The following is a 19,065-nucleotide window of genomic DNA, read 5'->3' on the forward strand; positions in this document are numbered from 1 at the left end:
GCGGTTTCGCGGTCGGCGCACTGGTCGGCGTCGGCTGCATTGTCGACTCCTGCCGGCACTGCGCCGCCTGCTCCGAGGGCCTGGAGCAGTATTGCGCGGAATACCCGACCCTGACCTACAACGGCCGCGACCGCCACGACGGCCTGCCGACCTTCGGCGGCTACTCGGAGCGCATCGTGGTCTCCTCCAGGTTCGTCCTGCGCATTCCCCAGGGGCTCGACCCGAAGGCGGCGGCGCCGCTGCTGTGCGCCGGGATCACGTCCTACTCGCCACTGCGTCACTGGAAGATCGGCCCCGGTAGCCGGGTGGCGGTGGTCGGCCTGGGCGGCCTCGGTCACATGGGCCTGAAGTTCGCCAGGGCGCTCGGTGCCGAGGTGGCCCTGTTCACCCGCTCGCCGGGCAAGGAGGAGGAAGCGCGGCGGCTCGGCGCCGACCAGGTGATCCTTTCCACCGACCCACAGCGGATGGCTGCCGTCGCCGGGCGCTTCGACCTGATCCTGGACACCGTGCCGCACCAGCACGACCTCAATCCCTACCTGGCGACCCTCAAGCGCGACGGCACCCTCGTACTGGTCGGCCTGCTCGAGCCGCTGGAGCCGGCGGTGCACGGTGCGCAACTGGTGATGGGACGCCGCTCGATCGCCGGCTCGGCCATCGGCGGCATCGCCGAGACCCAGGAAATGCTGGATTTCTGCGCGGCCCACGGGATCGCCTGCGACATCGAGATGATCGAGATCCAGCAGATCAACCAGGCCTACGAGCGGATGCTGGCCAGCGACGTGAAGTATCGCTTCGTGATCGACATGGCCTCCCTGCCGAAGTCCTTCTGAGACGGGCCGTCGGCGCCGGCGGGCTCAGCAGCCCTCGGCGTCGACCAGGAAGGTCTCGAAACGCACGCTTTTCGCCCCCAGCCGCCAGACGCCCGCGCTCAGCGGGCCTTGCGCGTCCTCCCGGGCCTGCCAGGCGCGTTCGCAGTCCTCGCGTGAACGCCAGCAGGTGTAGTTCAGCACGTGCTGGCCGTCCTCGCTGGGGTGCAGGCTGGCGGACAGGTAGCCCGGGCAGTTCCTGAAGCAGCGTTCCAGGCGTTGCAGGTGCGCGTTCTGTTCCAGCGCCAGCGACAACTGGCTGGCGGGTTCCACCTCGATATCGATGAGTTGCGCGTAGCACGGCGACCGCTCGCTAGCGGCCGGGCACTGGTCGTCGGTGCAGCAGTAGGAGGAGGGGATGAGCATGGCGGGTTACTCCGGGTGACTTGTGTCGAGGGCCGGCCCAGGGTAAAACCTCAAGCAAACTTGAGGTCAAGCCAATCATGAAGAATTCCTGCGCATCCCGCGAACTGAGCGTCGGCGAACTGGCCAGGCGTGCCGGCGTGGCGGTCTCCGCCCTGCATTTCTACGAAACCAAGGGGCTGATCAGCAGCCAGCGCAACGCCGGCAACCAGCGGCGCTTCAGTCGCGAGACGCTACGCCGGGTGGTGGTGATCAAGGTCGCACAGCGGGTCGGCATTCCCCTCGCGGAGATCGCTCGCGCCCTGCAGACCCTGCCGGCCGGGCGCAGCCCTAGCGCGGCGGACTGGGCGCGCCTGTCGGCGCAGTGGAAGGAGGATCTCACCGAGCGCATCGACAAGCTGCTGCTGTTGCGCGACCAACTGGACGGCTGCATCGGTTGCGGCTGCCTGTCGCTCCAGGCCTGCCCGTTGCGCAACCCCGGCGACCAGCTTTCCGCCGAGGGGCCGGGAGCGCACTGGCTGGACGCCGAGGGCCGCGAGCACGACGGCTAGGCAGCGGTCAGCCGTGGTGCTGGCGGTCGGCGACGGCTGGGCTGTCCTGCAGGTTGTCCGGCGGGATCGCCAGGGCGCGTAGCGATCCGGCCATGATGTCGCTGAAGGTGGGCGCCGAGACCAGGCCGCCGAAGTAGCCGATCCTGGTCGGCGAATCGATCATCACCGCCAGCACCAGTTGCGGGTCGGACGCCGGCGCCATGCCGACGAACAGCGAACGGTAGGACTTGTCCGCGTAGCCCCGGCCCGAGGCCTTGCGCGCGGTGCCGCTCTTGCCCGCCACGTGGTAGCCCGGCACGCGGGCGCGGACCACGCCCTTCGGGTCTTCCACCACGGTTTGCAGCATCGCCCGGATGCGCCGTGCGATCTGCGGGTCCATCGCCTGGCGCACCTGGTTCTGCGGGTTGTCGCGGAGCAGGCTGAGCGGCACCAGCTTGCCGTCGTTGGCGAACACCGAGTAGGCCTGGGCCAGCTCGGCGGTGTTCACCGCCAGGCTGTAGCCGAACGACATGCTGGCGGTGGCGATGTTCGACCATTTCTCGTGGAACGGCAGGTAGCCCGGGTTCTCGCCGGGGAAGCCCAGCGACAGCGGCGCGCCGAAACCGACCCGGCCGAGCTGTTCGAGGATCGGCTTGGGTCCGATCTGCAGGGCGACCTTGCTCATGCCGATGTTCGAGGAGTTGATCAGCACTCCGGTCATGGTCAGTACGTCGCGCCGGGCGACGTCGTGGATGGTGTGCCCGTCGATGGTCATCCAGCCCGGAGCCACGCTGACTTGGCTGTTCTCGTCGAACTTGCCGGAGGCCAGCGCCGCCGACATGCTGAACGGCTTGATCACCGAGCCCGGCTCGAAGGTATCGGTGAGGGTGCGGTTGCGCATGAAGGCCGGGGCGAAGCTGGCGCGGTTGTTCGGGTTGTAGGAGGGGAAGTTGGCCATCGCCAGGATCTGCCCGCTCTTCGGGTTCACCAGGACCGCCGAGCCGGAGTGCGCGCCGAACTTGAGCACGGCCTTTTCCAGCGCCTTGTAGGCGATGAACTGTAGTCGCAGGTCGATGCTCAGGGCCACGTCCTGGCTGGCCTTGGGCGTCTTCAGCACCTTGATGCTGTTGACCAGCGAGCCGCGCGGGTTGATCGCCACCTCGCGTACTCCGTCCTTGCCGCTCAGCCAGTCGTTGAAGCCCAGTTCGGTGCCTTCCTGGCCGCGGCCGTCGATGTTGACCAGGCCGATCAACTGCGCGGTCAGCTCGGAACTGGGGTAGAAACGCTTGTATTCCTTGATCTGGTGTACCCCCGTTATGCCCAGGGCCATCACCTCGCTGGCCTCGATCGGCGACAGGCCGCGCTCGAGGTAGAGGAAGCGCTTGTTCGGGTTGGCCTGGAGCTGGGCCAGCAGCGGCGCCGCGGGGCGGTGCAGGGCGCCGGCCAGGCGTGGCACCTCGTCGAGGTGGGCGGCCATTTCCCTGGGGTTGCACCAGATCGACGCGACTTCGGTGGATACCGCCAGCGGCTCGCCGTTGCGGTCGGTGATCATGCCGCGGGTGACCGGGATCGGCAGGTCGCGGATCGAGCGGAGGTCGCCCTGGTCGGCGAGGAATTCGTGGTCGTGGACCTGGAGATAGACCAACCGTCCGGAGACGGCCAGGGAGGCGAGGACGAACAGGGTGACGACAAGGATGAAGCGGTAGTTTCGGCGTTGACTGCTCATGCAAGGGCACACTGGGGAAGAGGGAGAGCGGAAGCCCGTCCGGGGCAGTGCTGAAACATCCTGTTGCAGTTGGCAACTGTACCGTCACCCGCCACCCGCCGGTCAAGCCCTTTGCCGCCGTCTAGAGCACCAGGCGCATCGCGCAGCGGCTGTCGGCGGCGAAGCCGATCTCCTGCTCGTGGCCGAGGATCGCGCGCAGGCGCTCGCCGGCTTCCTGCCAGGTCAGCCGCTGGAAGCCCAGGCGTGCGTAGAACGGCGCGTTCCAGGGCACGTCGCAGAAGGTCGTCAGGGTCAGCGCCCGGCAGTGGCTGGCGTGGGCGTAGGTCACCGCGCGCTCCAGCAGGCGGCGGCCCAGGCCCTGTTGCTGGTGGGCCTGGGCGATGGACAACTCGGCGATGTGCAGCTCGTCGGCGCAGCGTTCGGCGGCGAGGAAACCGACCGGCTGGCCATCGGCGTCTTCCGCCAGCCAGTGGCTGCCGCGCTCGATCAGGCGGCGATGGAAGTCCACCCCGGCGACCCCGGCGTCGGCGATCCAGGCCAGCTCGGGCAGCAGGCGGAAGCTTTCCCCGGCTGAGCGCTCGATGGCCGGGAGCAGCGCGGCGTCCTCGTCGCGGCTGGTTCTGATGCGGTAGTCCATTGGCTTTTCACTCCATGAGCAGGCCGTCGAGCAGCACGTCCAGGGCCTGGCAGGCCCTGGCCAGGCTCTCCGGCGGGTGTTCGGCGTTGGCGATACGCAGGGCGGCGTCCACCAGCGCGCCGTTGAGCAGCCAAGCCAGGGCCTCGGCGTCGGTGCGGCGGACCCGCCCGCTGTCCATCAGTTCGCGCAGTTGCCCGGTCATCGAGCTTAGGCAGCGCAGTTGGCTGGCCTCGCTGCTGGGGCTGCCGAGGATGGCCGGGGCATCGCGCAGGACGATGCGCTGGATTTCCGCTTCCAGGGCCATTTCCAGGTAGGCGCGGTTGTAGGCACGGAAGCCGCTCCAGAGGTCCTCACCGGCAGCCAGGATGGCGCCGAGGCGAAGGTTCATCTCGTCGTCGATCTGCTGCACCACCGCGGCCAGCAGGCCTTTCTTGTCGCCGAAGTGGTGATACAGCGCGCCGCGGGTGAGGCCGGCGCTGGCGGTCAGTTCGTCCATCGAGGCGCCGGCGTAGCCGTTGTCGGCGAACGCTCGGCGCGCGGCTTCGATCAGCTTGGCGCGGGTTTCCTCGATCATCTCGGCGCGAGGCTTGCGGGCCATGCGAGGTCTCCGGGTGGCGAAGGGGCTTCAGGATAATTGACATACGCTGCGTATGTCTCCATGATTTTTGACATACGCAGCGTATGTGAATTTCGTCTTCTCCCGTCGTCGCCGGTTCCGCTGGAGCCGGCCAGCCGAGGCTTTCCATGAGCAACCCCTATCTCGAACTGTTCGCCGCGCCCGGCGCCAAGGGCTTTTCAGCCGCCGGCCTGCTGGCGCGGATGCCCCTGTCGATGACCGGCCTGGGCATCGTCACCATGCTTTCCCAGGTGCATGCCGACTACTGGCTGGCCGGTACCGTGGCGGCCACCTTCGTGTTCTGCAATGCCTTGCTCGCGCCGCAGGTATCGCGCCTGGTGGACCGCTTCGGCCAGGGCCGGGTGCTGCTCCCGGCCGCGCTGGCCAGCGCCCTGGCGATGAGCGCGCTGTTGCTGTGTACGCACTATCGAGCGCCGAATGCCTGGCTCTACCTGTTCGCCTTGCTCGCCGGGGCGATGCCGAGCATGCCGGCCATGGTACGGGCGCGCTGGACCGAGCTGTACCGGGGCTCGCCGAAGCTGCACACGGCGTTTTCCTTCGAATCGGTGATGGACGAGGTGTGCTACATCATCGGGCCGGTGCTGGCGGTGAGCCTCAGCGTCGGCTGGTTCGCCGAGGCGGGGCCGCTGCTGGCGACGCTGTTCCTGGTCGCCGGGGTGAGCCTGTTCAGTCTGCAACGCGGCACCGAACCGCCGCTGCATGCCCATCCGCGGCACCGCGCCGGCAGCGCGCTGGCCTATCCGGCGGTACGCGTGCTGGCGCTGGTGCTGGCCGCCATCGGGGTGATCTTCGGCGCGGTGGAAGTGGTCAGCGTGGCCTTCGCCGAGGCGCACGGCAACAAGGCTGCGGCAAGCCTGGTGTTGTCGGTCTATGCCGTCGGCTCATGCCTCGCGGGATTGCTGTTCGGGCTGCTGCGCTGGCGCCTGGCGCTTTCCCGGCAATTGCTCAGCATGGTTACGCTGATGGCCCTGAGCCTGATGCCGCTGCTAGGGGTGGAGAGCATCCTCGCGCTTGCTCTGACCGTGCTGGTGGCCGGCTTCAGCGTGGCGCCGACGATGATCCTGGCCATGGGCCTGGTCGAGCGCGCGGTGGACCCGGCGCGCCTCACCGAAGGCCTGACCTGGGCCATCACCGGGCTGGGCATCGGCATGGCCCTGGGCTCGGCGCTGGCCGGCTGGGTGGTGGAGGGCTACGGCGCCGCCAGCGGTTTCCTCGTCGCGGTCGGCGCCGGCTGGCTGGCCTGGCTGCTGGCTCTGGCCTGCTTCCGGGTGCTGGCTCAGGCCGAGGCGGGAGACTGCGCGGTGGCCGGCTGAGCCGGGAAGGCGTATTCGCGTTCGACCCGGGCGATCCGCGCGCTGAAACCGGCGTACCAGTCGCGCCGGCCGCGCGCCTGGGCGTCGCGGTGCTCCGCGTGGCGGCTCCAGGCACGGATCGCCGCCTCGCTGTCCCAGTAGGAGACGGTGATGCCGAAACCGTCGGCGCTGCGGACCGACTCCACGCCGAGATAGCCCGGCTGGCGGCTGGCCAGTTCCAGCATGCGCTCGGCCGCTTCGGCGTAGCCGTCGTCGACGGCGCTGCGATGGGAGCTGAAGATCACTGCGTAATAAGGTGTCGGGCCGCGCCGGGGGCGGTCGCGGCGCTGCGTCCGGCACGCCTCGACGAATGCCTTCGGCAGTGGCGGCAGGACGCCGGCCAGGGCTGCCCGCTCGGGTTGGAACAGGGTGGCGACGAAGAACGGATGCTGTTCCAGCTCCACCGCGCGGATCGCTCCGTCGGCGCTCCAGGCGCTGGCCCGCAGTGCGCCGCCGGTAAGTTCCGCGGCGAAGCGCGGGGCGATTGCGTAGCGGCAATGGTAGTCCGCCTCGATCCAGTCGGCGGCATACGCCAGGGCCAGGCGCGAGCCGCGCAGCAGGCGGACTTCCTCGCGGGCTTCGAGCAGGGCGCAGGGCAGGGCGGCGATCACCGCCTGGTCGCTGTGCGGATGCTCCTCGCCATGGGTCGCCGCCTGCCAGCCGAGGGCGTTGCGGGCGAACTCGAGGATCGTGTGCTGGAAGCCGGCGCAGGTACCGAGGAACGGCCGGCGCCGGCCCCGGGCATGGGCGATCAGGCGCAGCACCGCGTCGGCGTCGCGATAGGGGCTGCCCGGCACGCACCAGAACCCGTCATAGCGCTCCAGCGCCGGCTCGGCGGGCAGGCGGTCGCTGGCCAGCCAGTCGAATGCGATCTCCAGGCCGAGTGCCTCGCCGGCCAGGCGCAGGGCTAGGGGAATCGCCCGGTGGGCGGTGATGTGCGGGTCGTGGTCGCCGACCAGGGCAATGCGCAGCGGCGCCGCGGGAGGGGGGGACATCCGTTTTCGCTCCAGTTTCGCCACGCCGGTTGGCGGGCCCTGGCGCTCACTCTATAGTTGCGTTTCCGCACTCGATATCGGCGCCAATGCAAAAGATGAATGCACCGCTGCAATATCGCCTGGACCATGCCGATCTTGCCCTGGTCCTCGCCCTGGTTCGCGGCGGTAGCCTGGCGCGGGCTGCGGAGTTGCTCAGGGTCGATGTGTCGACGGTCTTCCGGGCCATCCGCCGGCTGGAGAAGAACCTCGGCAAGGCGTTGTTCGACAAGAGCCGCAGCGGCTACCTGGCGAACCAGACCGCCCGCCGCCTGGCGCAGCAGGCGGAACTGGCGGAGCAGGCGCTGGAGGCGGCGCGCATCGGCCTCGAACTGGAGCGCGAGGTGCTCAGCGGTACCGTGCGCCTGACCTGCTCCGACGCTGTCCTGCATGGCCTGCTGCTGCCGGCGCTGGCGCGCTTCATGCCTGGCTATCCGGCCCTGCAACTGGAGCTGGCGACCTCCAACGACTTCGCCAACCTCAGCCGGCGCGACGCCGACATCGCCCTGCGCATGACCCGCACGCCGCCGGAACACCTGGTCGGGCGCAACCTCGGCGAGGTGCGCTACGTGCTCTGCGCCAGCGAGCGCTACCTGGAGGGCCGCGACGCGGCGGAGCCCGCCATGCTGCACTGGATCGCCCCGGACGATTTCCTTCCCGACCACCCGAGCGTGGTCTGGCGTCGTCGACACTATCCCGGGGTGCTGCCGGCCTACCGCTGCAACGGTGTGCTGGCGGTAGCCGAGATGGCCCGCGCCGGCCTCGGCCTGGCGGCGATCCCCGCCTACCTGCTGCGCGACGGCGACGGCCTGCGGGTACTGGACGCCGACCTCGAGGGCTGCGCCAGCGCCCTGTGGCTGCTGACCCGTCCGGACTGCCGGGCGTTGCGCTCGGTGGTCGCGTTGTTCGACGAGTTGGGGCGGCATGTGCGCTTGGGCGATGAGTGAAGGGGGAGGGCCGTGCCTGGTATGGCAACCCTCTCCCGCGAGCGGGAGAGGGGCTGGAATGGCGTTTCGCCAGAGGCCTGACGCTCAGCCGCGATCCGCCGCGGCCGGTCCCGGCGGCGGAATGTCGCCCACCGCCGCCGCGCCGGTGTCCTTGCGCAGGCGCTTGACCTCGTCGACGCTGACGCTTGGCGCCTGGTTGCCCCAACTGGTGCGGATGAAGTTGACCACGTCGGCGATCTCCTGGTCGTTCATCCGCCAGCCGAACGGCGGCATGGTGAAGCTCGACGGTGCCTGGTGGGTGGCCGGCAGGGTGCCGCCCTTGAGCACGATGTGCACCAGGGAGGTCGGGTCGCTGCCGGTCACCACCGGGTTGCCGGCCAGGGCCGGGAAGACCCGCGCATAGCCCTTGCCGTCGGTGCGGTGGCAGGCCCCGCAGTTGTCGACGTAGAGCGCCGCGCCGGTCTTGCTGTCGTCGCCGTGGAACAGTGCCTGGGCCACGCCCTCGTCGTAGACGTGCGGCTGGTCGGCGGGGTCCGCCGGCGGCAGCGACTTGAGGTAGCGGGCGATGGCGGTGAGGTCGGCGTCGGTCATGTACTGCATGCTGTGCACCACCACGTCGGACATGCCGCCGAACACCGCGCTGCGCTCGCTGCGGCCGGTGCGCAGGAAGCTGACCAGGTCGGCTTCGCTCCAACTGCCCAGTCCGGTCCGGTGGTCGCCGCGCAGGCTCTTGGCGATCCAGTTCTCCAGCGGCGCGCTGCCGGACAGGTAGGCCGCGCCATCGCTCGCCGCCAGGGCCTTCTCCTGCATGCCCAGCCCACGCGGGGTATGGCAGGCGCCACAGTGGCCGAGGCCTTCGACCAGGTAGGCGCCGCGCGCCAGCACCGGGTCCTGCCCGGCGGCGGCCTGGAAGTCCTTCACCTCGGGAGCGAAGGTCCAGCGCCAGAATGCCAGCGGCCAGCGCATCGACAGCGGCCAGGGGATGTCGCTGGCCTTGTTGGGCTGCTCCACCGGCTCCACGCCATGCATGAAGTAGGCGTAGAGGGCGCGCATGTCCGCTTCGCTGACTCGCGCGTAGGACGGGTAGGGCATCGCCGGGTAGAGCGTGTCGCCGGATCTGGCCACGCCGTGGCGCACGGCACGGTCGAAGTCCTCGAAGCTGTAGTCGCCGATGCCGGTCTTGCGGTCCGGGGTGATGTTGGTCGAGTACACCGCGCCGATCGGCGTTTCCATCGGCAGGCCCCCGGCGAACGGCTTGCCGTCCCTGGCGGTGTGGCAGGCCACGCAATCGCCGGCGCGGGCCAGGTATTCGCCCTGCCTGACCAGGGCCGGGTCCGGCGCTTCGGCGGCCTGGGCGATGCCGCAGGCGAGGGCGGAGAGGGCGAGGAAGGCTGTCGGTTTCATCGTTGCGCTCCTCATGCCTGCACCAGCGGACCGGGGTTCTTCAGGTATTGCTCGCGGATCGCCTTGGCCGACCAGTAGGCCAGCGCCGCCACCAGCCCAGTGGGGTTGTAGCCGGTGCCCTGGGGGAAGGCCGAGGCGCCCATGACGAAGACATTGTGCACGTCCCAGCTCTGCAGGTAGCGGTTGAGCACGCTGGTCTTCGGATCGCTGCCCATGATCGCCCCGCCGAGCAGGTGGGTGGTCTGGTAGACCCGTGTATTGAAGTGGTCGCCGAAGTTCTTGACGCTCACCGAGATGGCCTTCGGGTTCATCGCCTCGGCGATCTTGCGCATGTGTTCGGTGACGTAGCGGCTCATGCGGATCTCGTTGTCCTTCCAGTCGAAGGTCATGCGCAGCAGCGGCTGGCCGTAGGCGTCCTTGTAGGTCGGGTCGAGGTCGAGGTAGTTGTCGCGGTAGGTCATGTTGCTGCCGTGGGCGTCCATCGACACGGTGTGCGTGTAGGCGTCCTTGACCGCCTGTTTCCAGCCGCTGCCCCAGCTCGGCGTGCCGGGCGGCACGGCGAGGCCGCCGATCGGCTTGGAGCCGGCCTGGTTGACCCACATCGGCGAGCCGCCGACGAAGCCCAGCGGTCCGTGGTCGAAGTTGTCGGCGTTGAAGTCGTCCACCGCCACGCCGCCGCCGCCGGTGCCGACGAAGGGGTTGGTATGCACGTCCTTGTCGAAGAACGCCTTGATGGTGGCCATGTTCTGGTAGGCGAAGTTCTTCCCCACCACGCCCTCGCCGGTGCGCGGGTCGTAGGGCTTGCCGATGCCGGAGAGCAGCAGCAGGCGCACGTTGTGGAACTGGAAGGCGCTGATGATCACCAGCTTCGCCGGCTGCACGATCTCGCGCCCCTGGGCGTCGACGTAGGTCACGCCGGTGGCCTGCCTGCCGTCGCTGTCGAGGTTGACCTTGAGCACGTTGCAGTTGGCGCGCAGTTCGAACAGCGGGGTCTGGCGCAGCGCCGGCAGGATGTTCAGGTTCGGCGAGGCCTTGGAATACATGTAGCAGGCGTAGCCGCTGCAGAAGCCGCAGAAGTTGCACGGCCCCATCTGCACCCCGTAGGGGTTGGTCCAGGGCCCCGAAGCGTTGGCCGCCGGCAGGTCGTAGGGGTGCAGGCCGAGTTCCTCGGCGGCCTTGCGGAACAGTTGCGCGGAGTACACCTGGCGCAGTGCCGGCAGCGGGAAGTCGTCCGAGCGGTCGGCGGCGAACGGATTGCCCTTGCCGACCACCTGGCCCTTGACCGTATGCGCGGTGCCGGAGGTGCCGAAGACCTTCTCGGCGAAATCGAAGTGCGGCTCCAGCTCTTCGTAGCTGACCCCGTAGTCCTGGATGGTCATGCCTTCGGGGATGAATTTCTTGCCGTAGCGTTCCTCGTAATGGCTGCGCAGGCGCAGTTCCTCGGGCATGATCCGGAAATGCACGCCGGACCAGTGCAGGCCGGCGCCACCGACGCCGTCGCCGGGAAGGAAGGCGGAGAGCTGGCGGTAGGGCAGCGCGGTGTCGTTGATCCCGTGGCGGATGCTCACGGTGCTCTTGGAGAGATTCTGGAACAGCTTGCCGCGGGTGTTGTAGGTCAGCTCGTCGAGGGTGTTCGGGTAGGCGCCGTCGGGATAGGTATCGCGGTTCTCGCCGCGCTCCAGCGCCACCACGTTGAGCCCGGCCTCGGTCAGCTCCTTGGCCAGGATCGCTCCGGTCCAGCCGAAGCCGACCACCACCGCGTCCACCGGTTTGAGTGTCGTCGCCATGTTCAGCCCCTCTCGCCGGAAATCGCCACCGGCGGGAAGGGATACTTCTCGCCGCGGTCGACCCAGTCCATGAAGTCGGCGCGGGCGCCGGGGAAACCGACCAGCTTCCAGCCCACCAGGCCGCGATTGCCGCCGTGCTGCGGATCGGAGAAGAAGCCTTCGTGGGTGTTTTGCAGCAACTGGCCGAAGAGCAGCTTGGCCGGCAGGTCCTGCAGGTCGATCTGGCCGGCTTCCAGGCGTTGCAGGATGTCGTCCTGCGCCGACGGCTCCAGCTCGGCGAACGGCTTGCCCTGGTTGGCCTTGCTCCAGCGTTCCAGGGCGGCGATGCCGACCCGGTAGATGTCGCGTGGCACCAGCTTCAACTGATGGCCGAACTCCGGCGCGGCGTCGGTGACGAACGGCCCCTGCATGTACCAGAGTGCGCCGTGCCCGTAGGGGGTTTCCATCTGTCGGTCGATGAACTCCGGCACCCCGGCCTCGATGGCGCCGGGGCCGTTGTCGTCGCTGGGGATCAGTCGCGCCACCGCGGCGTTGACGAAAGCCCATTCGGTGTTGGTGAAGAAGCGAGGCTGGTAGCGTTCGCGGGGTTTGTCCTGCTCGGCGGCGGGCGTCTGCATGGCATGGCCGACGCCATAGCCGGCCAGGGTCACCGCCGGAATCACGGTCAGGGTCTTGCGCAGGAAGTCGCGGCGGCCGTTGACGGCCTTGTCATCGGGCATGGTGGGGTCCTCTCTGGATCATCACGGTTTCGTCTTTCTGATAATGATTAGCAGGCTAATTATAAGTTCATGTGTCACGTTGAAAAAACGTTTCAGCAAGGATTCAGGCAGGCCAATACCGGCAAGTGAAGCAGAACGGCGCGTCGGGCGTCGGCCCGGCGCGGCCTTCAGGCGCCTCGCCGTCGCGCCCAGGCCGAAGGATTGACCAGGTTCAGCGGCCGCTCGCCGGCGAGGGCGGCCAGCAGGTTGTCTACCGCGCAGCGGGCCATGGCTTCGCGGGTTTCCTCGGTGGCCGAGCCGATGTGCGGGGTGGCCACCACGTTCGGCAGGCGCAGCAGCGGCGAGTCGGGAGACAGCGGCTCGCGCTCGAACACGTCGAGGCCGGCGGCGCGGATCCGCCGCTGGGCCAGGGCCTCGATCAGGGCCGCCTCGTCGATCACCCGGCCACGGGAGATGTTGATGAAGATCGCCTGCGGGCGCATCCGGGCGAACTGCGCGGCACCGATCAGGCCTTCGGTGGCGGCGGTCAGCGGCAGGGTCAGGCAGACGAAGTCGGATTCCTCGAGCAGCGCGTCGAGGGAGCGGTAGCTCGCTGCGTAGCGTTCTTCGACGTGGGGCTTCGGGCTATGGCTGTGGTACAGCACGCGCATGCCGAAGCCGTGGTGCCCGCGCCGGGCCAGGGCCTCGCCGATGCGGCCCATGCCGACGATACCGAGGGTCTTGCCATGCACGTCGGTACCGAACTGGGCGGCGCCGACGCTCTTCTTCCATTCCCCGGCGCGCACCCAGCCGGCCAGTTCCACTACCCGCCGGGCTGTCGCCAGGATCAGCGCGAAGCCGGTGTCGGCGGTGGTCTCGGTGAGCACGTCGGGGGTATTGCTGAGGAGGATGCCGCGGCGGTCGAGGTAGTCGATGTCATAGTTGTCGACGCCCACCGAGACGCTGGCGATGGCTTCCAGTCGCGGTGCCAGGTCGAGCAGTCCGGCGTCCAGGCGCAGGCTGGCGCCGAGCAGGCCGTGGGCCTCGGGCAGGGCGTCGCGCAGGCGGGCCAGGCCGTCGCGGCCGGGCTCCTCGACCAGGAGCACCTCGACCCGTTCGCGCAGGCGTTCCATCAGGGGCGCGGAGAGACGTTTGTAGAGAACCACTTTCTTCATCGGATGCTCCGGAGTCGGTCAGGGGTGGGCCGGCGCCGCCCGCCGCGAGGCGTGCGCGCGAGCGGCATCGGGCTCGCGCTTGTCGGCGTGCGGGTTGAGGAACACGGTGAGCAGCACCGACAGCAGCAGCGCTCCGCTCATGAACAGATAGGAAGCCCCGGGCCCGCCGGTGATGCCGTTCAGGTAGCCGACCAGCCAGGAGCCGGAGAACGAGCCCAGCGCGCCCATGCTGTTGATCAGCGCCATGGCGCCGCCGGCGACGTTGGCCGGGAGGACTTCCGGGACGATGGCGAAGAACGGTCCGTAGGGCGCGTACATGCAGGCCCCGGCCAGCACCAGCAGGGCGTAGGACAGCCAGAAGTGCTCGCTGCCGAGGGCGTAGGAACCGTAGAAGGCGATGGACGCGATGAGCAGCGGTGGCCAGACGAAACGCTTGCGTTTCTGCAACCGGTCCGAGGCCCAGGACACTCCGAGCATGGCGATCACCGCCGCCAGGTAGGGCAGCGCCGACAGCCAGCCGGCTTCGATGATGTCGATGTTGGCGCCGTGCTTGAGGATCGACGGCAGCCAGAGGACGAAGCCGTAGACGCCGATGCTCCAACAGAAATACTGCAGCGAGAGGACGATGACCTTTGGCGAACGGAACGCCTCGCGGTAGTTCTTCACTGGCTTGATGCCCTGCTGCTCGGCGGCCAGGGCGTCTTCCAGGTCGCGTTTTTCCGAGCCGCTCAGCCAGGCGGCCTGGCGCGGGCGGTCATCCACCAGGCGCCACCAGATGAAGGCCCAGATCACCGCCGGCAGGCCTTCGATGATGAACATCCAGCGCCAGCTGAAATGCTCCACCAGGTAGCCGGAGACCACCGACATCCAGAGGATGGTCACCGGGTTGCCGAGGATCAGGAAGGTGTTCGCCCGCGAGCGCTCGGCGCGGGTGAACCAGTGGCAGAGGTAGACCAGCATCGCTGGCATCACCGCCGCCTCGACCACGCCGAGGAGGAAGCGGATGCCGATCAGCAGGTAGACGTTGGCGACCATCCCGGTCAGGGTGGCCAGCCCGCCCCAGAGGATCAGGCTGACGAAGATCAGCTTCTTGACGCTGCGCTTTTCCGCGTAGATCGCCCCCGGCACCTGGAAGAAGAAGTAACCGAGGAAGAACAGCGCGCCCAGCAGCGAGGACAGCCCGGGGGTGATCCGCAGGTCGTCGGCCATCCCGGAGGCGGCGGCGAAGCCGTAGTTGGCGCGGTCCAGGTAGGCCAGGCTGTAGGTGACGAAAACGATCGGCATGATGTACCACCAGCGGCTGCTGGCGAGGCGAGGCATGGTCATGGTCGGGTATCTCCTGAGCTTGTCTTGTTCTTGTCGCAACAGGTGCCGCGTGGGCGGCGGGTTCAGGCGCTCTTGCGGTGCTCGCGGTCGAGCAGTTGGCTGCGTTTCGGCAGCCCCTCCATGTCGCCGCGGACCTGTACCGCGCGGCTGCCGATCCAGTTGCCGCGCGCCACCGCGTCGGGCAGCGGCAGACCTTCCAGCAGCGCGCTGACCACCCCGACCGCGAAGCCGTCGCCGGCGCCCACGGTGTCCACCACGGTCGCCACCGGCACGCCGGGGACCAGTCCTTCGCCGTGGGCATCGCGATAGTAGGCGCCGCTCGGGCCGAGCTTGATCGCCACCGCGTCGACACCCATGTCCAGGTAGAACGCGGCGATATCCGCGGGTTCCTGCCAGCCGCTGAGCAGGCGGCCTTCCTCCAGGCCCGGCAGGACCCAGTGGGCATGCGCGGCGAGGGCGTTGATCTCGGCGATCATGCGGCGCTCGCTGGGCCACAGCGAGGGTCGCAGGTTGGGGTCGAAGGACAGGCTGGCGCCCTTGCCGCGCATGCGCCGCATCAGTTCGTGGGACAGTTCGCAGGCACTCGCCGAGAGTGCCGGCGGAATGCCGGTGGCGTGCAGGTGGCGGGCGCCGAGCATTTCTTCGCGGATATGGGCGAGGCCCAGCCGGCTGGCCGCCGAGCCGCGGCGGAAGTACTCGACCCGCGGGTCGGCACCATCGACCTCGCGGGACTTCATCTGGAACCCGGTGGGCGCTTGCGCGTCGACCTCGACGAAGCGGCAGTCGAGACCCTCGCGGGTCAGGCTGTCGAGTACGAAACGGCCGAGCGAGTCGTCGCCGACCCGGCTCAGCCAGGCCACCGCGAAGCCGAGGCGGGCGAGGCCGATGGCGACGTTGCTGTCGGCGCCGGCGATGCGCTTGCCGAACTGCTCGACGCGGTCCAGTTCGCCGGGCTGTTCGGCGACGAACATGGCCATGGTCTCGCCGAAGCAGAGGATCTCGAAGTCAGCCATGCTGGCGTTCCTCCTGGGGATGGCCGAGGCGGGCGAGGGCGGCGATGTGCCGGCGGCTGAGACTGAGCAGGTCGTCGCCCTGCAGCGGGTATTCGATGGCCCGCGCCACGCCTTCCGGGAAATGCTGCAGCAGGCGCTGCCAGTACTGCAGGTCGGCGGCCGACGGCGGCACCGCGACCAGCTTGCCGTCGCGGTTGCGGATCACCGCCTTGCAGTGCACGTAGCCGACGTAGCGGCCCAGGCGCAGGGCGGCATCGTCCACCGCCTGCTCCTGCCAGCGCCAGTTGCCGATGTCGAAGGTCATCGCCAGGTCCAGTTGCTGGCGCTCGGCGAGGCGGAAGAAGCGTTCCAGCACCTCGATCCGGCCGCCCTGGGGCGTCTGGTCGTTCTCCACCAGTAGCTGCAAGCCGTGGCGCGCCAGGCGCCGGGCGAGGGCGGCGAGGTCGGGCTGTTCCGGCAGATGACCGAGCGAGACCTTGAGCCAGCCGGCCCCGCAGGCTTCGGCGCGGCGCAGGGTCGGCTCCAGCTCGGGGTTCAACTGGCCGTCTTCGCGCCACAGCTCGAGGGGCGAGGAGAACACGCATTCCAGCCCCTGCAACTGGATGGCGGCGGTCAGCGCTTCGGTATCCGGCGGGCCGGCGAAGAGTTCCTCGCGCAGTTCCACGCGCTGCGCGCCGGCCATCCCCAGCAGGGGCAGGAAGCTGGCCTGGCCGCGACTGCGAACGAGGTCCGCGCCGTAGCTGGAAAGACTGATGGAGACAGGGTGAAGGGACATTGGCGATCCTCTGAAACCGGTTTCATTTCAGGCCGTGCGAAAGCCGCCGGCAACGCGCCGGCGGCAGGCCGCTAGCCGCGTGGATGGGTCGAGCCGCGAACGATCAGTTGCGCCGGGAAGGTCACCCGGCGCGCCGGCTCGCGGTCGCCTTCGAGTCGCGCCAGAAGGCGCTCGAAGGCGGTGCGGCCGATTTCGTCGGTGGGTTGGGCGAGGGCGGTGATGCCGCTGCCCACCAGTGGGTACCAGTCGAGTTCGTCCAAGGCCAGCAGGCCGACCTCATCGAACAGCCGGCAGCCAAGGTCGCGCAGTTGGCGGGTGGCGCAGAGGGTGGCGACGCCGTTGCAGGTGAACAGCGCCTTCGGCCCGGGGCCGCTGGCCGAAAGGAAGGCGCGCAGGCCGTCGCGGAAGAAGTCGTCGGTCTGCAGGACCTGGCCCTTGAGCGCCGGTCGCCGGCCGATGGAGGCATTGAAGGCCTGGACCCGCTCGATCCGCGAGCTGGTGCCGTCGAGCGGTTCGGTGACCAGCAGGATGTCGCGGAAGCCGCGTTGTTGAAGGTGGTCGAGGGCCTGTTCGACGGCGTCGGCGTTGTCCAGGCCGACCAGGTCGGTATCCAGCTCGGCCAACTGGCGGTCCACCAGCACCATCGGCAGTTCGCGGTGCAGGGCGCGCAGTTCGCCGGGATGGTGGCCGAGGGTGTTCACGATCAGTCCTTCGACGTTGTAGGACTGCAGGGCGGCCAGGTGATGACGTTCCTGCTCGTCGTCGCGGTCGGTATTGCACACCACCAGGCTGTAGCCGTGTTCGCGGCAGGCGGTTTCCACGCCATGCATGACGGCCACGGAGTAGGGGTTGAGGATGTCCGCCACCAGCATTCCGATCAGCCGTGTGCGCCCGCGCTTGAGGCCTCGGGCCATCTGGTTGGGGCGGTAGTCGAGCTGGTCGATGGCGCGCTCGATGCGCCGGGCGGTGGCATCGGCGAGCAACTGGCGGTCGCCGCCGATATAGCGCGACACGCTGGCCTTGGAGACGCCGGCGGCCTCGGCCACCTGGTTGATGGTGACGCGGCCACGGCTGGGCAGTACTGAACCATTCACGGACCTGGTACCTCTTGGTGCTGTTCTTATTGGTGTGTCCGGCTGGTCTTCGCCAGCGGATGCCAGGAGCTGAAACCGGTTTCAGAAAATACCAGAAGGCCGATGCCCGTCAACGGGAAAAAACGCCTACCGGGGCCGAGCCAGGCATGAGGCCAGGACGTTGTTCATGAAAACCGAATAATCGTTTCGAATGATGGTTTGCAATTATTAATGTCGAATGGAATGAATGTGCCGTATCTCCATAAAGAAAAAGGAAGTTTGTCCAATACTTTAGAAACTACTTTAAGAGTGGTTTGTCGGTAGAAAGCGATCAATCAGGCGGGGCTCGCTGACATGAAAGCACCCGGCCGACCGTCTGAAGCAGTTCTCACTTATCGGAAAACGAAGGTGGCGCGCTGAAACTTATGCGCGCCTGGCGGTCTTTAACGACGACCTGACCGCCCGGTCGCGTCATCACGCTCACCGATCGTTGCGGGTCCTGTCGAATGCCGCCGTTCCGTCGCAGCAGGATTTTTTCGACAAGACCCGTCCGGACCCACTTCCCGGCTAAGGAATGACAGGATGAGCGCCGCCCTGGAGCGATTGAATCATCTGAACCTGAATCACTTGTATGCCTTCGTCGCCGTCGCCGAACACAACAGCTTCACCGCCGCGGCGGAGGCCCTGGGCTTGTCGAAATCGCTACTCAGCGAGCAGTTGCGACGCCTGGAGGCCGACCTCGGGATCCAGTTGCTGACCCGTACCACCCGTCGCATGACCCTTACCGATCGCGGCGAACTGCTGTTCGGCGTGGCCCAGCGCATGCTCGGCGAGCTGGACGGCGCGCTCTCCGATGTGCGCGACCTGCAGGGCGAGCCCAGCGGCCGGTTGCGCATCACCGCGCCGCAGGATTTCGTCAAATGGCACATCAGCAGCGTTTCCGCGGCGTTCATCCGGCAGTTTCCCAAGGTCCAGGTGGAAATGCTGGCCGACGACCAGTTCAGCGATCTGGTCGGCCAGCGCATCGACCTCGCGGTGCGTATCGGCTGGCCGCGCGATTCCGGCCTGCATGCCAGCAAGCTGTGCGACTTCCAGCAGGTTGCCGTGGCGACGCCGGGATACCTCGCCGGCCTGCCGCCGGTGCTCCAGCCGCACGACCTGGCGCGCTGCGAATGGATCGGCCATACCCGCCTGAGCACGCCCTGGACCTGGACCTTCGAACGCCAGCGCGAGCGCGCCACGGTGCAGACCCGAGGGCGCCTGCTGGCGAACAACACCCTGGCGGTGTACCGCCTGGTGCTCGACGGTGCCGGCGTCAGCGTGCTGCCGAGCTTCCTGGTGGCCCGCGAGATCGCCCGCGGGCGGCTGGTCCGGCTGCTACCTGGCTGGCACCTGCCGCAGGGCGGCATCTATGCCCTGTACCCCTCGGCGCGCTACATGCCGGTGCGGGTCAGGGCGTTCATCGAGTCGCTGCGCGAGCATCTCGGTCGCGAGCCGTTCCGCCTAGCGCAGAGCGAATGAGGCCGGGCATCCGTGCCTGGGGATAGGGCGAATAACGCCACCGGCGTTATCCGCCACCGACGTCATGGATAGGCGGCGGATAACCGCGAGCGGTTATTCGCCCTACGGATCGGGCTTCGGCAGCATCTCGGTCGCAAGCCATTCCAACTGGCGTAGGGCGAATAACGCCACAGGCGTTATCCGCCGCTGGCGTCGCGGATAGGC

General features: G+C 68.3%; 18 protein-coding genes. 5 read left to right on the plus strand and 13 right to left on the minus strand.

Annotation, left to right across the window (positions count from 1 at the left end):
* A partial coding sequence (locus tag FFS27_RS11475) for an NAD(P)-dependent alcohol dehydrogenase (RefSeq protein WP_137952015.1) occupies positions 1 to 830 on the plus strand: 830 nt, incomplete at its 5' end.
* Between the two features lie 24 nt (positions 831 to 854).
* Here the strand turns inward: FFS27_RS11475 and pumA are convergent.
* Entirely contained in the window at positions 855 to 1,232 is a 378-nt protein-coding gene (gene pumA / locus FFS27_RS11480; protein WP_003089304.1) for a monooxygenase PumA, read from the minus strand.
* A 77-nt stretch (positions 1,233 to 1,309) separates the two neighbouring features.
* On the opposite strand from pumA, the gene soxR reads away from it, so the two are divergent.
* On the plus strand, positions 1,310 to 1,780 hold the full coding sequence (gene soxR / locus FFS27_RS11485; RefSeq protein ID WP_003089301.1) for a redox-sensitive transcriptional activator SoxR: 471 nt from the start codon (positions 1,310 to 1,312) through the stop codon (positions 1,778 to 1,780).
* A gap of 7 nt (positions 1,781 to 1,787) precedes the next feature.
* Here soxR and FFS27_RS11490 read toward each other — a convergent pair whose 3' ends face one another.
* The 3 genes from FFS27_RS11490 to FFS27_RS11500 form a co-directional block, all read right to left on the minus strand.
* Positions 1,788 to 3,485, minus strand: a complete 1,698-nt coding sequence (locus tag FFS27_RS11490) for a peptidoglycan D,D-transpeptidase FtsI family protein (protein ID WP_003110751.1) — start codon at positions 3,483 to 3,485, stop codon at positions 1,788 to 1,790.
* A 121-nt stretch (positions 3,486 to 3,606) separates the two neighbouring features.
* Positions 3,607 to 4,122 carry a GNAT family N-acetyltransferase gene (locus FFS27_RS11495; RefSeq protein WP_003089295.1) on the minus strand — a complete coding sequence of 172 codons (516 nt, stop codon included), beginning with the start codon at positions 4,120 to 4,122 and terminating at the stop codon, positions 3,607 to 3,609.
* Positions 4,123 to 4,129: 7 nt separating this feature from the next.
* Positions 4,130 to 4,720, minus strand: coding sequence for a TetR/AcrR family transcriptional regulator (locus FFS27_RS11500; protein WP_019484373.1), 591 nt, complete (start codon positions 4,718 to 4,720; stop codon positions 4,130 to 4,132).
* Positions 4,721 to 4,866: 146 nt separating this feature from the next.
* Here FFS27_RS11500 and FFS27_RS11505 point away from each other — a divergent pair, with 146 nt between their 5' ends.
* On the plus strand, positions 4,867 to 6,072 hold the full coding sequence (locus FFS27_RS11505; RefSeq protein ID WP_137952016.1) for an MFS transporter: 1,206 nt from the start codon (positions 4,867 to 4,869) through the stop codon (positions 6,070 to 6,072).
* On the opposite strand, the gene FFS27_RS11510 is transcribed toward FFS27_RS11505, so the two are convergent.
* The gene (locus FFS27_RS11510; RefSeq protein WP_137952017.1) at positions 6,036 to 7,106 is read right to left on the minus strand and encodes a CTP synthase C-terminal region-related (seleno)protein; all 1,071 of its coding nucleotides are present in this window, start codon (positions 7,104 to 7,106) and stop codon (positions 6,036 to 6,038) included. The genes FFS27_RS11505 and FFS27_RS11510 overlap by 37 nt on opposite strands.
* Before the next feature lie 86 nt (positions 7,107 to 7,192).
* Here FFS27_RS11510 and FFS27_RS11515 point away from each other — a divergent pair, with 86 nt between their 5' ends.
* A complete protein-coding gene (locus FFS27_RS11515; RefSeq protein WP_009315794.1) occupies positions 7,193 to 8,089 on the plus strand; it encodes a LysR family transcriptional regulator in 897 nt (298 codons plus the stop codon).
* A gap of 84 nt (positions 8,090 to 8,173) precedes the next feature.
* Here FFS27_RS11515 and FFS27_RS11520 read toward each other — a convergent pair whose 3' ends face one another.
* The 8 genes from FFS27_RS11520 to ptxS form a co-directional block, all read right to left on the minus strand.
* Entirely contained in the window at positions 8,174 to 9,493 is a 1,320-nt protein-coding gene (locus FFS27_RS11520; RefSeq protein ID WP_021264786.1) for a cytochrome c, read from the minus strand.
* 11 nt (positions 9,494 to 9,504) lie between these two features.
* The gene (locus tag FFS27_RS11525; RefSeq protein WP_003110747.1) at positions 9,505 to 11,280 is read right to left on the minus strand and encodes a GMC family oxidoreductase; all 1,776 of its coding nucleotides are present in this window, start codon (positions 11,278 to 11,280) and stop codon (positions 9,505 to 9,507) included.
* A gap of 2 nt (positions 11,281 to 11,282) precedes the next feature.
* The gene (locus tag FFS27_RS11530; RefSeq protein ID WP_021264785.1) at positions 11,283 to 11,999 is read right to left on the minus strand and encodes a gluconate 2-dehydrogenase subunit 3 family protein; all 717 of its coding nucleotides are present in this window, start codon (positions 11,997 to 11,999) and stop codon (positions 11,283 to 11,285) included.
* A gap of 167 nt (positions 12,000 to 12,166) precedes the next feature.
* Positions 12,167 to 13,153 (minus strand): 2-hydroxyacid dehydrogenase, encoded by a 987-nt coding sequence (locus tag FFS27_RS11535; protein WP_023091796.1) that lies wholly within the window; start codon positions 13,151 to 13,153, stop codon positions 12,167 to 12,169.
* 18 nt (positions 13,154 to 13,171) lie between these two features.
* On the minus strand, positions 13,172 to 14,479 hold the full coding sequence (locus FFS27_RS11540; protein WP_003113740.1) for an MFS transporter: 1,308 nt from the start codon (positions 14,477 to 14,479) through the stop codon (positions 13,172 to 13,174).
* 62 nt (positions 14,480 to 14,541) lie between these two features.
* Positions 14,542 to 15,492, minus strand: coding sequence for a sugar kinase (locus FFS27_RS11545; RefSeq protein ID WP_003139444.1), 951 nt, complete (start codon positions 15,490 to 15,492; stop codon positions 14,542 to 14,544).
* Complete coding sequence (locus FFS27_RS11550; protein ID WP_003110742.1) at positions 15,485 to 16,267, minus strand: TIM barrel protein; 783 nt, start codon at positions 16,265 to 16,267, stop codon at positions 15,485 to 15,487. Before FFS27_RS11550 ends, FFS27_RS11545 begins: the two co-directional genes overlap by 8 nt.
* 71 nt (positions 16,268 to 16,338) lie before the next feature.
* Positions 16,339 to 17,361: a transcriptional regulator PtxS gene (ptxS, locus tag FFS27_RS11555; protein ID WP_003089268.1), complete on the minus strand. Its 1,023-nt coding sequence runs from the start codon at positions 17,359 to 17,361 to the stop codon at positions 16,339 to 16,341.
* Positions 17,362 to 17,922: 561 nt separating this feature from the next.
* Here ptxS and ptxR point away from each other — a divergent pair.
* Positions 17,923 to 18,861, plus strand: a complete 939-nt coding sequence (ptxR, locus tag FFS27_RS11560; protein WP_021264784.1) for an HTH-type transcriptional regulator PtxR — start codon at positions 17,923 to 17,925, stop codon at positions 18,859 to 18,861.
* Positions 18,862 to 19,065: the final 204 nt, after the last annotated feature.

The sequence above is a fragment of the Pseudomonas sp. 2VD genome (assembly GCF_005503585.1).
GTDB lineage: Bacteria > Pseudomonadota > Gammaproteobacteria > Pseudomonadales > Pseudomonadaceae > Pseudomonas > Pseudomonas aeruginosa.

Excerpts from the sequence above, each read along its gene's own strand:
- pumA (WP_003089304.1), bottom strand. The coding sequence starts at position 1,232 with ATGCTCATCCCCTCCTCCTACTGCTGCACCGACGACCAGTGCCCGGCC.
- soxR (WP_003089301.1), top strand. The coding sequence starts at position 1,310 with ATGAAGAATTCCTGCGCATCCCGCGAACTGAGCGTCGGCGAACTGGCC.
- FFS27_RS11490 (WP_003110751.1), bottom strand. The coding sequence starts at position 3,485 with ATGAGCAGTCAACGCCGAAACTACCGCTTCATCCTTGTCGTCACCCTG.
- FFS27_RS11495 (WP_003089295.1), bottom strand. The coding sequence starts at position 4,122 with ATGGACTACCGCATCAGAACCAGCCGCGACGAGGACGCCGCGCTGCTC.
- FFS27_RS11500 (WP_019484373.1), bottom strand. The coding sequence starts at position 4,720 with ATGGCCCGCAAGCCTCGCGCCGAGATGATCGAGGAAACCCGCGCCAAG.
- FFS27_RS11505 (WP_137952016.1), top strand. The coding sequence starts at position 4,867 with ATGAGCAACCCCTATCTCGAACTGTTCGCCGCGCCCGGCGCCAAGGGC.
- FFS27_RS11510 (WP_137952017.1), bottom strand. The coding sequence starts at position 7,106 with ATGTCCCCCCCTCCCGCGGCGCCGCTGCGCATTGCCCTGGTCGGCGAC.
- FFS27_RS11515 (WP_009315794.1), top strand. The coding sequence starts at position 7,193 with ATGCAAAAGATGAATGCACCGCTGCAATATCGCCTGGACCATGCCGAT.
- FFS27_RS11520 (WP_021264786.1), bottom strand. The coding sequence starts at position 9,493 with ATGAAACCGACAGCCTTCCTCGCCCTCTCCGCCCTCGCCTGCGGCATC.
- FFS27_RS11525 (WP_003110747.1), bottom strand. The coding sequence starts at position 11,280 with ATGGCGACGACACTCAAACCGGTGGACGCGGTGGTGGTCGGCTTCGGC.
- FFS27_RS11530 (WP_021264785.1), bottom strand. The coding sequence starts at position 11,999 with ATGCCCGATGACAAGGCCGTCAACGGCCGCCGCGACTTCCTGCGCAAG.
- FFS27_RS11535 (WP_023091796.1), bottom strand. The coding sequence starts at position 13,153 with ATGAAGAAAGTGGTTCTCTACAAACGTCTCTCCGCGCCCCTGATGGAA.
- FFS27_RS11540 (WP_003113740.1), bottom strand. The coding sequence starts at position 14,479 with ATGACCATGCCTCGCCTCGCCAGCAGCCGCTGGTGGTACATCATGCCG.
- FFS27_RS11545 (WP_003139444.1), bottom strand. The coding sequence starts at position 15,492 with ATGGCTGACTTCGAGATCCTCTGCTTCGGCGAGACCATGGCCATGTTC.
- FFS27_RS11550 (WP_003110742.1), bottom strand. The coding sequence starts at position 16,267 with ATGTCCCTTCACCCTGTCTCCATCAGTCTTTCCAGCTACGGCGCGGAC.
- ptxR (WP_021264784.1), top strand. The coding sequence starts at position 17,923 with ATGAGCGCCGCCCTGGAGCGATTGAATCATCTGAACCTGAATCACTTG.